Genomic DNA, 12,255 nt, shown 5'->3' with positions numbered 1-12,255 from the left:
GCCGGTCTTAGTCCGACGTGGTCGTCGCCACACTTTCCAACCGATACCCATACCCATAGATTGTCAGCAACTGCCAGCCTCGATCCGCCGTCAGCCCCAGCTTGTTACGCAAACGATAGATATGCGTATCCAGCGGGCGGGAGGACACCATTTCCTCATGGGTCCAGAACCGTTCATACAGGTACTCGCGAGACAGCGGCCGCGCCAGGTTGGCGAACAAGCAACTGGCCAATCGATACTCCCTCTCGGTCAGATTGATCGGTTTACCCGCACGGGTAACGGTCAACTCGGCATCGTCAAAGGTCAGGTCATTGAAACTTTGCAGCTCGCTGGTGGCGGGCTTTTGCAAACCATGACGGCGTAGCACCGCACTGACCCGTGCTTTGAGCTCATTGGGGCGGAAGGGTTTGCTGACGTAGTCATCGGCCCCGCTGTTGAGTGCCGTGACGATGTCGCTCTCTGCGTCCCGGCTGGTCAGCATGATGACCGCAGGGGGGACCTCCATGTGTTCTCGGGTCCAGCGCAACAGGGCGATGCCGCTGATATCAGGCAGTTGCCAATCGAGTATCAGCAGATCGAAGGTTTCCCGGCGTAACTGGCGCAAAAGGTCTTCACCGCGCTCAAAGAAATGCAGGGACCACGGCTGTTCCGCAGTGCTGGGGATCTGTCGCAGTGTCTGTTCAACCCGGCGTAGTTCGGCAGGCTCGTCATCCAGTATTGCGACACGCATGGGTGGGTCCTTTCAACTAAAATAGCGGCCGTCGATGGCCTGTTCGACAGCGATTTCGTACAGAGCAAATACCTGGTGTTGAATCTGAATAATTTTGGCCAGACGCAACACCCTGTGGATCAATCGGTACGCTGATAGCAAAGAGCCGTTAACTCATTGAAAATTTTCAGTACCAATGTGGGAAAGATACCGGCTCCTGCTCCTGAGGAAAAGGATCAGCCGACGCATGTGTAACGTGCGTAAAACCTGCGCGTTTTTGTGAGACGCACTATGGAAGCCCCATGTCGATAAGCACCCTGAGTTTTTCTCCCCGCAGCGGGTACGGGACACTCCCCTCGTTCCTGGTCATGGCCATGGTCGCCCTGCCTGTTTGTGCGTCGCCTCGTGCCGCCTACATCGATGATCATTTTGTCTGTCGTGCCCAGCCGCTGCCGGCGGTTGTCCTGCATTTGACAGGGGACGCCTGGAAGCTGGACAGCCAGGGCAAGGCGCACCCTCTGCAAGAAGGCATGACCATCGATGAGCAAGAAGGCGTCAGAACCTCGGAATCGGCGTTCACCAGCCTGTTGTTCGGCGACGGTTCGAGAGTGGTGCTGCCTTCCCATTCGCAGGTGCATTTGCGCTCGGTGCAACCGCTGTCGATTCCCCAAGTCGTTCTTGAACAAGGCCAGGCTGAAGCCTATGTGATCAAGCGGGACAGCGCCTCTGATCGGTTCCAGATCGTGACTCCCGTGGGAGTGCTGGGGGTACGCGGTACGCACTTTCGAGTACGCGATGAAGGTGAGCAATCGGTATTGGAGGTGCTCAACGGTCAGGTCGCGGTCAACCGTGATGTGAAAACAAAGCGGGTCACCGGTCCTGTCGACGGCGAAGTGAAGGTGGATGCGCGTCAGGGACTGTTGTTCACCAGACAGGGTGAACTCAAGCCGGTGGAGCTTCTGCCGGCGCCGGTGTTGGTTGGCCAGGACGGCCAGAAAGGCGACGCGCCGGTGTGGCATTTGTACCTGCGACCATTACCGGGGGCGCAGCGTTATCGCGCGCAAGTTGCCACGGATAGCGCCTTCCTGAACATCAAGCAGCAAAACTTTTCCAGCGAGCCGAAAATGAGCTTCACTGGGCTCAAAGCGTCGTTCTATCACGTGCGTTTGTCGGCCTACGATGAGCACGGCCTGGAGGGAGAAACCGGGGTTTATGACATCTTCTACTACCCACCCGCCACCCAGGCGCAGGCATCCGGTGGCTGACCGATGATGCTCTGGCGCAAGGCCGAGAAACGCCAGCCTACCCATGCCCAGCGTTTATTCCACGGCCTGGTTCGGGAATGGTTGTGGATAGGTCTGCTGCTATTGCCGATCACCGCCTACCTGTCCCTCAGCCCGGGGCTGGCGCTGAACAACCCGCTGTACGACAGCCTTCGCCGCCTGGCCCCTCTGCCGGTGGACCCGCGCATCTTGTTGGTGACGATTGATGATCAGAGCGTCAAAGCGCTGGGCCGATGGCCCTGGCCGCGCAGCCTGCACGCCGACCTGATCGACCGCCTGAGTGACGCACAACCGGCGGCGATCCTGTTCGATGTGATCTTCAGCGAGCCAGGTGTACCCGCCAATGATCGACGCCTGGCGGATGCGATTTGCAACGCAGGTAACGTGGTATTGCCGTTATTGCGTGAAGGCGCCGCCACCTATAGCGAGCCGGACCCGCAACTCTTGCCCCTGCTCAAATGCGCCAAGGGGCTTGGGCATATCAACGTTGAAGCGGATAGCGATGGCGTGGTTCGTAGCCTCTACCTGCGCGAAGGCCCGCCCGGTGCTACCACACCGCAATTGGCGTGGCTGGCCTACACATTAAGCGGCCAACCGTCTGAGATGCCTGGCGAGCCGATGGCGCAAACCAGCGCGCAGTGGCATCGGGACTACGCTATACGCATCCCGTTCATCGCGGCCCATACCCATTTTCCGAGTGTCTCCTACGCCAGCCTGTTACGCGGTGAAGTCGCCCCTGAGCGGCTGCGCAATCGCCTGATCCTGGTGGGGGCCACCGCCTCTGGAATGGGCGATCGTTTTGTCACCCCGCTGTCGTCGATTGCGGGCACCACGGCAGGTGTGGAGATCCAGGCCAACGTTCTCAACGGCTTGCTGCAAGAGCGCAGCATTGTCGAGCTGCCTGGTTGGCTCGCCGCGTTGATCGCGACGTCGCTGGTGGCCGTGTTACTGGGCCTGCTGCTGTATCGGCCCCGGTACGCCTTGTGGATGACGCTGGGGTGCATGGCTGGCGCTCTGCTGGGGGCTTGGCTGCTGCTGCGCATGGGGCACTGGTGGCCGCCGGCGGCGTGTTTGATCGGTTTGCTGCTCAGCTACCTGATCTGGAACTGGCGTCGTCTGAGCGTGATCCTCGCTTATTTCGGCTGGGAACTGGCGCGCCTGGATCACGAACCCAAGGTTCTCCCCGAACGTCGTCGCGCCCCTGCAAGCAAAGGGGATATGTTACAGGCGCGGATCTTTGCCTTGGAACAGGCGGTCAGCCGCACACGTGATACGCGCCGTTTCATGGCCGATGGTCTGGAGTGCCTGCCGGTGGCAACGCTGATTACCGATCCACAAGGCACCATACTGCTGGCCAATCGCATCGCCCGTGAGGTGTTCGGTAGCGATCTGGTCAGCGCCAATCTGATCGAACAGCTCGCTGATTTGGGTTATCCACCGCTGCACAACGGCGTTCGCCCTGCCCTCTCGGCGTTGGAGCTTGTTGAATTCCGTGACATCCACCAACGCAGCTTGCGCATGGAACTCGCACCCTTGCTGCCGGCTGAAGGCGATATCGCCCTCGGCTGGCTGCTGAGCCTGACCGACCTGAGCAAGGAGCGCGAGGCCCAGCAACACCGCGAGACGATGTTGCGCTTTTTGTCCCACGACCTGCGTGCGCCGCATTCGGCAATATTGGCCCTGCTGGATGTGCACAACAGCGAGTCACCGGTGTTTGCTCAAATCGAACAACAAGTGAAGCGGGCTTTGAGCCTCACGGAATCCTTTGTGCAATTGGCCAAGGCCGAAGCCGACGGCTATCAGTTCCAGCCCACGCTGTTCGCCATGCTGGTGATGGACGCCTTTGACCAGGTGGCGTTGCTCGCCCAGCTCAAGGGCATCCACCTCGTCCACGACCTGGATGAAGCCGATGAGGCCATGGTGTCGGCAGATCAATCACTGCTCACTCGAGCGCTGTTTAATGTGCTGGAGAACGCCATCAAGTACTCGCCGTCCGGCACCACCGTCAGGTTGAGCCACAGCAGTGGGCAAGGTGTTCTGGAGTGCCGCATCAGCGATCAGGGGCCGGGTATTGCGCCTGAAGACTTACCCGAGCTGTTCAACCAGTACCGGCGCTTTGATTCGGCCCAGGGCAGCGAAGGGTTGGGGTTGGGCCTGACCATGGTCAAAGCCGTGATCGAGCGTCATGGTGGTCGTATCCGGTGTGAGAGCGAGTTGGAAAAAGGCTCTACCTTCATCCTTTCTCTGCCACTCTTGGATGAATAAAAACGTACTTTTACGTTGTGCATAAAAAACCGGTCACAAGGACCGGTTTTTTTGGCTGAAAAAACTTATGCACGTTTTTCGAGATTTTATAAGATCAAGAAATATGTAATAAAATCAGTTCGTTAGGTTTGAAAATCACCAATTCGCCAACAAACCGTACACAGGTTATCCACAGAAGCTCACACCGCCGGTGTTTCGACCACAACCGGCTCCGGAGGCAGCGAACCCATGGCTCGCTGTTGTGCCTCGTTCCACGCGGCAGCGCGATCATTCAGCGCAGCAATGGCACGCGGTCCTTCACCTTCGGCGTACATCGGCTCACCAATCACCACGGTGATGGTGCCCTCGCGTTTTGCCCAACCCGTCTTTGGCCAGAACTTGCCGGCGTTGTGGGCGATTGGCAAAACCGGCAGGTTCGCGTTGACCGCCAGCGCGGTACCACCTCGTGAGAATTTGCCTACGGTGCCGTAGGGCACCCGAGTGCCTTCTGGGAAGATCAACACCCAGACGCCGTCCTTGAGCAATTCGTCGCCTTTTTTGGCCACGTGCTTGAGCGCCGCCTTGGGGTTGTCACGGTCAATGGCGATGGGCCGCAGCATGGCCATGGCCCAGCCGAAGAACGGCACGTACAGTAACTCACGCTTGAGCACCTGGCTCAATGGCGAGAAGTAGGCCGACAGGAAGAACGTCTCCCACGTGCTCTGGTGGTTCGACAGAATCACGCAGGGCTGGTCCGGGACGTTTTCAGCGCCCTTGACCTCGAAACGGATGTTGAGGAATACCCGGGTCAGCCACAACGCGCAGCGGCACCAATAGACGTTGATAAAGCGATAACGCGCCTTGAACGGCAAAAAAGGCGCAATAAAAAAGCTCAGGGTGCACCAGAGAAACGAACTGGTGCCCAGCAGCAGGTAAAAGAAAAAGGTTCTGATGGCCTGCAAGATCGACATGGCGGCATTTACCGTTGCGGGACACGGCCCGCCTGTTAAAAGCGCACTCCCGAACAGTCCTTGGCCAGGAAGTCGAGGGCGGCTAGTTGTTGATAAGTTCTGCGGCAACCGCCGCCAGATCGTCAAAAATCAAAGTGCCTACCGGCAGGTTTTTCGCCTGGGTCTTTTCGCCTTTCCCGGTCTTAACCAAAACTGGCTGAGAGTCGACGGCTTTGGCCGCCTCCAGGTCACCGAGGCTGTCCCCGACGAACCATAGCCCAGCCAAGGGCACCTTGTAATGTTCTGCAATGGTTTTCAACATGCCAGGCTTGGGTTTGCGGCAATCGCAGCCCTCGTCCGGCCCGTGGGGGCAGTACACCACCAGCCCCACCTCACCCCCCTGTTCGGCGACCAACGTGCGCAAGCGCGCATGCATGGCGTCCAGGGTCGCGATGTCGTAGTAGCCACGGGCAATGCCGGACTGGTTGGTGGCGATGGCCACCGTCCAGCCGGCTTTGCTCAACTGCGCGATGGCCTCGATCGAGCCGGGCAGTGGAACCCACTCCTCCACCGACTTGATGTAAGCGTCGGAGTCGTAGTTGATCACCCCGTCCCGATCGAGAATCAGCAGTTTCAACATAGTCAGCTCAGTGTGGAAATATCAGCGATGCCGATGAACAAGCCGCGCAGGCGCGCCAGCATGGCGTAGCGGTTTTTCCGCACGCCGGCCTCTTCGGCATTGACCATCACCGCTTCGAAGAACGCATCCACCGGCTCACGCAAGCTCGCCAGGCGCGCCAACGCTTCGGCGTAGTTACGCTCGGCGATCAGCGGCTTCACCGCGTTCTCCGCCTTGGCGATGGCCGAGTTCAGCGAGAACTCCTTGGCATCGGCAAACAGGCCCGGGTCGACTTCGGCGTTGCCCAAGCCTTCGGCCTTGCTCAGCAGGTTCGATACGCGCTTGTTCACGGCGGCCAGGGCATCGGCCTCCGGCAGCTTGCGGAACGCCTGTACGGCTTGCACGCGTTGGTCGAAGTCCAGCGCCGAACCCGGTTGCAGGGCACGTACCGACAGGTAGACGGAAACATCCACGCCTTCGTCTTCGTAACGCGCACGCAGGCGGTCGAACACAAACTCCAGCACTTGCTCGGCCAGGCCGGCTTGCTTGACCTTGGCACCGAACTGGCCGACCGCGAACACCACGGCCTGGGTCAGGTCGAGGTCCAGCTTCTTGTCGATCAGGATACGCAGCACGCCCAGGGCCGCACGGCGCAGGGCATACGGGTCTTTGCTGCCGGTGGGCAACATGCCGATACCGAAGATACCGACGAGGGTGTCCAGCTTGTCGGCGATGGCCACAGCTGCACCGGTCAGGGTGCTTGGCAGCTCGGCACCGGCACCGCGCGGCATGTACTGCTCGTTCAGTGCCAGGGCCACATCCTCCGGCTCGCCGTCGTTGAGGGCGTAGTAGTAACCGGCGACGCCTTGCATCTCGGGGAACTCGCCAACCATCTCGGTGGCCAGGTCGCACTTGGACAGCAGGCCCGCACGCGCAGCCCGTGCAGCATCACCGCCGATGCGTGGCGCAATGTAGGCGGCCAGCTTGGAAACGCGTACGGCCTTGTCGTAGACACTGCCGAGTTTTTCCTGGAACACCACGTTCTGCAGGCGCAGGTTGAAGTCTTCGAGCTTCTGCTTCTTGTCTTGCTTGAAGAAGAACTCGGCGTCGGTCAGGCGCGGGCGAACGACTTTTTCGTTACCGGCGATGATCTGCTGCGGGTCCTTGCTCTCGATGTTGGCCACGGTGATGAAGCGCGGCAGCAACTTGCCGTCCACGTCCAGCAGGCAGAAGTACTTCTGGTTGTCCTGCATGGTGGTGATCAGCGCTTCTTGCGGCACCTCGAGGAAACGTTCCTCGAACGAGCACACCAGCGGCACCGGCCATTCAACCAGGGCGGTCACTTCATCGAGCAGGCTTGGCGGCACGATGGCGGTGCCTTCCTGCAGGCGAGCCAGCTCTTCGGTGCGTTTGCTGATCAGCTCGCGACGCTCGTTGGCATCGGCCAGCACGTAGGCGGCACGCAGGTCGTTGAGGTAGTTGGCCGGCGACGTAATGCGCACGGCTTCTGGATGGTGGAAGCGGTGACCACGGGAGTCGCGGCCCGCTTTCTGGGCGAGGATGGTGCAGTCGATGACCTGGTCACCGAGCAGCATGACCAGCCACTGGGTCGGGCGTACGAATTCTTCTTTGCGCGCACCCCAGCGCATGCGCTTGGGGATCGGCAGGTCGTTCAGCGAATCTTCGACGATGGTCGGCAGCAGGCTTGCGGTCGGCTTGCCGGTGATGACTTGGCTGAAGCGCAGTTTCGGGCCGCTCTGGTCGATATCGCTCAGCTCCACGCCACACTTCTTGGCAAAACCAAGGGCGGCCTGGGTCGGGTTGCCTTCGGCGTCGAAAGCGGCCTGGCGCGGTGGGCCGTCAAGGTTGATGCTGCGGTCCGGCTGCTGGGTTTCCAGGGCGGTCAGCAACACGGCCAGGCGGCGTGGCGCGGCGTAGACTTTCTTCGCTTCGAACTTCAGGCCGGCGGTTTGCAGGCCTTTTTCGATACCGGCCAGGAAGGCGTCGGCCAGGGTATTGAGTGCCTTGGGTGGCAGCTCTTCGGTGCCCAGTTCAACCAGGAAATCTTGAGCACTCATTGTGCAGCCTCCAGCTTAGCCAACACTTCATCACGCAAATCCGGGGTTGCCATCGGGAAGCCCAGCTTGGCGCGTGCCAGCAGGTAGGCTTGGGCGACGGAACGCGCCAGGGTGCGGACACGCAGGATGTATTGCTGACGCGCGGTTACCGAGATGGCACGGCGGGCGTCGAGCAGGTTGAAGGTATGGGAGGCCTTCAACACCATTTCATAGCTTGGCAACGGCAGCGGCTGGTCGAGTTCGATCAGGCGCTTGGCTTCGCTTTCATAGAAGTCGAACAGTTCGAACAGCTTGTCGACGTTGGCGTGTTCGAAGTTGTAGGTGGACTGCTCCACCTCGTTCTGATGGAACACATCGCCGTAGGTCACTTTGCCGAACGGGCCGTCTGCCCACACCAGGTCGTAGACCGAGTCCACGCCCTGCAGGTACATGGCCAGGCGCTCAAGGCCGTAGGTGATTTCGCCGGTCACCGGGTAGCACTCGATGCCGCCCGCTTGCTGGAAGTAGGTGAACTGCGTCACTTCCATGCCGTTGAGCCACACTTCCCAGCCCAGGCCCCAGGCGCCCAGGGTCGGCGACTCCCAGTTGTCTTCGACGAAACGGATATCGTGGACCAGAGGGTCCAGGCCGACATGTTTCAACGAGCCCAGGTACAGCTCCTGGAAATTGTCCGGGTTCGGCTTCAAGACCACCTGGAACTGGTAGTAGTGCTGCAGGCGGTTGGGGTTTTCGCCGTAGCGGCCGTCAGTCGGGCGACGACTGGGCTGCACATAAGCGGCGTTCCAGGTTTCCGGGCCGATGGCCCGCAGGAATGTGGCGGTGTGGAAAGTGCCGGCGCCTACTTCCATATCGTAGGGCTGAAGTACCACACAACCTTGCTCGGCCCAGTATTGCTGGAGGGCGAGGATCAAGTCTTGGAAGGTACGCACGGCTGGCGTAGGCTGGCTCACGAAATTCACCTGTTACTTGGGCTGCGATTTAAAGAGCGGGAGTATACCCGATTCGGCCCTGCTACCACCCCCTGGAGCCTTATGCCACGCTGCTTTTGGTGTTCTGAAGATCCGCTGTACATGGCATATCACGATCAGGAGTGGGGAACGCCGCTGCGCGATGCGCAGGGTTTGTTCGAGTTGCTTTTGCTCGAAGGGTTCCAGGCGGGCCTGTCCTGGATCACTGTTTTACGCAAACGCGAGCATTATCGGAAGGTGTTGTTCGGTTTCGATGCGCAACGATTGGCGAAACTGACCGATGCTGAAATAGAAGCCTTGATGCTCGATCCGGGTATCGTGCGCAATCGCTTGAAGCTCAACGCCACCCGGCGCAATGCCGCTGCCTGGCTGGCCCTGGAAGACCCGGTGGGGTGGCTCTGGTCCTTCGTTGGCGGCGTGCCCAAGGTCAATCACTTCAAGGACCGCAGCGAAGTCCCGGCAATTACCCCCGAGGCCGAAGCCATGAGCAAGGCCCTGAAAAAGGCCGGGTTCACCTTCGTCGGGCCGACCATCTGCTATGCGTTCATGCAGGCCAGCGGCATGGTCATGGACCATACCCAGGACTGTGACCGTTACGCGCAGTTGGCCAACGCCGGTTAGAATGCCCGCTTTGCGCACCACACACGATCAGGAGTGACCTGTGGAAAAGTTTAAAGGCGCCTTGCTGGTAGGCGCTCTCCGGTTGTTTGCCCTGCTGCCTTGGCGCGCCGTTCAAGCCGTCGGCACGGCGATTGGCTGGATCATGTGGAAAACCCCCAACCGCTCTCGCGACACGGTGCGGATCAACCTCTCCAAGTGCTTCCCGGACATGGACCCGGCCGCTCGCGAGCGGCTGGTCGGCCAGAGCCTGATGGATATCGGCAAGTCCCTGACCGAAAGCGCCTGTGCCTGGATCTGGCCGGCCCAGCGCTCCATCGACCTGGTGCGCGAAGTCGAAGGCCTGGAAGTGCTGCACCAAGCCCTGGCGTCGGGCAAAGGCGTGGTGGGCATCACCAGCCACCTGGGCAACTGGGAAGTGCTCAATCACTTCTATTGCAACCAATGCAAACCGATCATTTTCTACCGCCCGCCGAAGCTCAAGGCGGTGGATGAACTCCTGCAAAAACAGCGGGTGCAACTGGGTAACCGTGTGGCGGCGTCGACCAAGGAAGGCATTCTCAGCGTGATCAAGGAAGTGCGCAAAGGCGGTCAGGTCGGCATCCCCGCCGACCCGGAGCCGGCCGAATCGGCAGGGATCTTCGTGCCGTTCTTCGCCACCCAGGCGCTGACCAGCAAGTTTGTGCCGAACATGCTCGCAGGCCACAAAGCCGTAGGTGTCTTCCTGCATGCGCTGCGGCTGCCGGATGGTTCAGGCTACAAAGTGATCCTGGAAGCGGCGCCGGAAGACATGTACAGCACCGACACCGCCACGTCCTGCGCGGCCATGAGCAAGGTGGTGGAGCGTTACGTCGGCGCGTACCCGAGCCAGTACATGTGGAGCATGAAGCGCTTCAAGAAGCGCCCGCCGGGCGAGGCGCGGTGGTACTAGGCCCCACTGGCTCAATACTCAGACAAAACCCAATGTGGGAGAGGGCTTGCTCCCGATAGCGGTGGTTCAGCTAAGGAATTCTTGGCTGACACACTGCTATCGGGAGCAAGCCCCCTCCCACATTTCATTCCGGTCAGGGCTGACGGTCGAGTTTCTTCAGGAACACCGTCATCTCTTTCTCGGCCTGCTTGTCGCCATGGGTCTGGGCCGCTTCGATCCCTTTCTCCCACGCCAGCCGCGCCGCAGCGATATCACCCAATCCCGCCTGCGCCTTGCCCAGCAACTTCCACGCCGCCGAATACTTCGGGTCAAACTCGACGCACTTGCGTAAATGTTCGGCTGCCTTGGCGTTGTCCTTCAGGTCCAGGTAACCCTTGCCCAAGCCAAAGCGCAGCAGGGAATTATCGACACCCTTGGCGAGCATTTTCTCCAGGGATTCGAGCATGCCGGTGTACTCCTTTTGCGTCAGAAGAAGCTCAGCCCCACGTGGAACAACTTCTCCACATCGCGGATATGCTTTTTATCCACCAGGAACAAAATCACATGGTCGCCCGTGGCGATCACCGTGTCGTCATGGGCGATGATCACTTCTTCATCACGAATGATCGCGCCGATGGTGGTGCCCGGCGGCAGGCCGATATCGCGGATGGCCTTGCCGATCACCTTGCTCGATTTCGCATCACCGTGGGCGATCGCCTCGATGGCCTCTGCCGCGCCCCGGCGCAGGGAGTGCACGCTGACGATATCGCCACGGCGCACGTGGGCGAGCAAGGTGCCAATGGTGGCCAGCTGCGGGCTGATGGCGATGTCTATATCGCCCCCTTGAATCAGGTCGACATAGGCCGGGTTGTTGATGATGGTCATCACCTTCTTCGCGCCCAGTCGCTTGGCCAGCAGGGAAGACATGATGTTGGCTTCGTCATCGTTGGTCAGGGCCAGGAAGATATCCGCGTCGGCAATGTTTTCTTCCATCAGCAGGTCGCGGTCCGAGGCACTGCCTTGCAGCACCACGGTACTGTCGAGCGTGTCGGACAAATACCGGCAACGTGTCGGGCTCATCTCGATGATCTTCACTTGGTAGCGGCTTTCAATCGCCTCCGCCAAGCGTTCGCCAATCTGCCCACCCCCTGCGATCACGATGCGTTTGTAGCTCTCGTCGAGCCGGCGCATTTCGCTCATCACTGCGCGAATATTCGCCTTGGCTGCGATGAAAAATACCTCGTCGTCAGCCTCGATCACCGTATCGCCCTGGGGCAGGATCGGCCGGTCGCGTCGGAAAATAGCCGCTACGCGGGTTTCCACATTCGGCATGTGTTCGCGCAACTGGCGCAGTTGCTGGCCGACCAGCGGGCCACCGTAGTAAGCCTTCACCGCCACCAATTGTGCCTTGCCTTCGGCGAAGTCGATCACCTGCAAGGCGCCGGGTATCTCGATCAGGCGCTTGATGTAGTGGGTGACCACCTGTTCCGGGCTGATCAGCACGTCCACCGGAATCGCGTCGTTGTCGAACAGCCCCGCACGGGTCAGGTAGGCCGCTTCACGCACGCGGGCGATCTTGGTCGGGGTGTGGAACAGGGTGTGGGCGACTTGGCAGGCAACCATGTTGGTTTCGTCACTGTTGGTCACGGCCACCAGCATATCGGCATCGTCGGCGCCGGCCTGGCGCAGTACCGTCGGGAATGACGCGCGGCCTTGCACAGTGCGGATGTCCAGGCGGTCGCCGAGGTTGCGCAGGCGTTCGCTGTCGGTGTCGACCACCGTGATGTCGTTGGCTTCGCTGGCCAAATGTTCGGCCAGCGTACCGCCAACCTGCCCTGCCCCAAGGATGATGATTTTCATCCGGTCACTCCCTTAA

At 60.3% G+C, this 12,255-nt stretch carries 11 protein-coding genes; 4 read left to right on the top strand and 7 right to left on the bottom strand.

Translation table 11 applies throughout. The annotated features are described in order from the left end of the window. Positions 1–7 precede the first annotated feature (7 nt). Complete coding sequence (locus MJP36_RS02170) at positions 8–730, bottom strand: response regulator transcription factor (protein ID WP_060756559.1); 723 nt, start codon at positions 728–730, stop codon at positions 8–10. A gap of 281 nt (positions 731–1,011) precedes the next feature. Between MJP36_RS02170 and MJP36_RS02165 the strand changes: the two genes are divergently transcribed. Together MJP36_RS02165 and MJP36_RS02160 are read left to right on the top strand one after the other, a co-directional pair. After that, positions 1,012–1,974, top strand: a complete 963-nt coding sequence (locus tag MJP36_RS02165; protein WP_161548525.1) for a FecR family protein — start codon at positions 1,012–1,014, stop codon at positions 1,972–1,974. Between the two features lie 3 nt (positions 1,975–1,977). Continuing rightward, positions 1,978–4,257 carry a CHASE2 domain-containing protein gene (locus tag MJP36_RS02160; protein ID WP_244384766.1) on the top strand — a complete coding sequence of 760 codons (2,280 nt, stop codon included), beginning with the start codon at positions 1,978–1,980 and terminating at the stop codon, positions 4,255–4,257. 179 nt (positions 4,258–4,436) lie between these two features. Here MJP36_RS02160 and MJP36_RS02155 read toward each other — a convergent pair whose 3' ends face one another. The 4 genes from MJP36_RS02155 to glyQ all read right to left on the bottom strand — a co-directional run bounded on the left by MJP36_RS02155 (position 4,437) and on the right by glyQ (position 8,833). After that, complete coding sequence (locus MJP36_RS02155) at positions 4,437–5,207, bottom strand: lysophospholipid acyltransferase family protein (protein WP_060756556.1); 771 nt, start codon at positions 5,205–5,207, stop codon at positions 4,437–4,439. An 82-nt stretch (positions 5,208–5,289) separates the two neighbouring features. Next, positions 5,290–5,826 (bottom strand): D-glycero-beta-D-manno-heptose 1,7-bisphosphate 7-phosphatase, encoded by a 537-nt coding sequence (gmhB, locus tag MJP36_RS02150; protein WP_161548523.1) that lies wholly within the window; start codon positions 5,824–5,826, stop codon positions 5,290–5,292. A gap of 2 nt (positions 5,827–5,828) precedes the next feature. After that, on the bottom strand, positions 5,829–7,883 hold the full coding sequence (gene glyS, locus MJP36_RS02145; protein WP_104995083.1) for a glycine--tRNA ligase subunit beta: 2,055 nt from the start codon (positions 7,881–7,883) through the stop codon (positions 5,829–5,831). After that, a complete protein-coding gene (glyQ, locus tag MJP36_RS02140) occupies positions 7,880–8,833 on the bottom strand; it encodes a glycine--tRNA ligase subunit alpha (RefSeq protein WP_003187265.1) in 954 nt (317 codons plus the stop codon). The genes glyS and glyQ overlap by 4 nt, the downstream gene beginning before the upstream one ends. 81 nt (positions 8,834–8,914) lie before the next feature. Between glyQ and MJP36_RS02135 the strand changes: the two genes are divergently transcribed. Both MJP36_RS02135 and MJP36_RS02130 read left to right on the top strand, forming a co-directional pair. After that, complete coding sequence (locus tag MJP36_RS02135) at positions 8,915–9,472, top strand: DNA-3-methyladenine glycosylase I (protein WP_161548522.1); 558 nt, start codon at positions 8,915–8,917, stop codon at positions 9,470–9,472. 40 nt (positions 9,473–9,512) lie between these two features. After that, positions 9,513–10,400, top strand: coding sequence for a lysophospholipid acyltransferase (locus tag MJP36_RS02130; RefSeq protein ID WP_060756553.1), 888 nt, complete (start codon positions 9,513–9,515; stop codon positions 10,398–10,400). A 133-nt stretch (positions 10,401–10,533) separates the two neighbouring features. Here MJP36_RS02130 and MJP36_RS02125 read toward each other — a convergent pair whose 3' ends face one another. Beyond that, on the bottom strand, positions 10,534–10,845 hold the full coding sequence (locus MJP36_RS02125) for a hypothetical protein (RefSeq protein ID WP_104995085.1): 312 nt from the start codon (positions 10,843–10,845) through the stop codon (positions 10,534–10,536). Positions 10,846–10,865: 20 nt separating this feature from the next. Next, on the bottom strand, positions 10,866–12,239 hold the full coding sequence (gene trkA / locus MJP36_RS02120; protein WP_060756551.1) for a Trk system potassium transporter TrkA: 1,374 nt from the start codon (positions 12,237–12,239) through the stop codon (positions 10,866–10,868). Positions 12,240–12,255: the final 16 nt, after the last annotated feature.

This window comes from Pseudomonas palleroniana, assembly GCF_022836895.1.
GTDB lineage: Bacteria > Pseudomonadota > Gammaproteobacteria > Pseudomonadales > Pseudomonadaceae > Aquipseudomonas > Aquipseudomonas palleroniana.
This window is presented reverse-complemented; position numbering and strand designations above follow the sequence as displayed.

Coding starts and splice junctions, on each gene's coding strand:
- MJP36_RS02155 (WP_060756556.1), bottom strand. CDS start 5,207: ATGTCGATCTTGCAGGCCATCAGAACCTTTTTCTTTTACCTGCTGCTG.
- MJP36_RS02125 (WP_104995085.1), bottom strand. CDS start 10,845: ATGCTCGAATCCCTGGAGAAAATGCTCGCCAAGGGTGTCGATAATTCC.
- trkA (WP_060756551.1), bottom strand. CDS start 12,239: ATGAAAATCATCATCCTTGGGGCAGGGCAGGTTGGCGGTACGCTGGCC.
- gmhB (WP_161548523.1), bottom strand. CDS start 5,826: ATGTTGAAACTGCTGATTCTCGATCGGGACGGGGTGATCAACTACGAC.
- glyS (WP_104995083.1), bottom strand. CDS start 7,883: ATGAGTGCTCAAGATTTCCTGGTTGAACTGGGCACCGAAGAGCTGCCA.
- MJP36_RS02135 (WP_161548522.1), top strand. CDS start 8,915: ATGCCACGCTGCTTTTGGTGTTCTGAAGATCCGCTGTACATGGCATAT.
- MJP36_RS02160 (WP_244384766.1), top strand. CDS start 1,978: ATGATGCTCTGGCGCAAGGCCGAGAAACGCCAGCCTACCCATGCCCAG.
- MJP36_RS02170 (WP_060756559.1), bottom strand. CDS start 730: ATGCGTGTCGCAATACTGGATGACGAGCCTGCCGAACTACGCCGGGTT.
- MJP36_RS02165 (WP_161548525.1), top strand. CDS start 1,012: ATGTCGATAAGCACCCTGAGTTTTTCTCCCCGCAGCGGGTACGGGACA.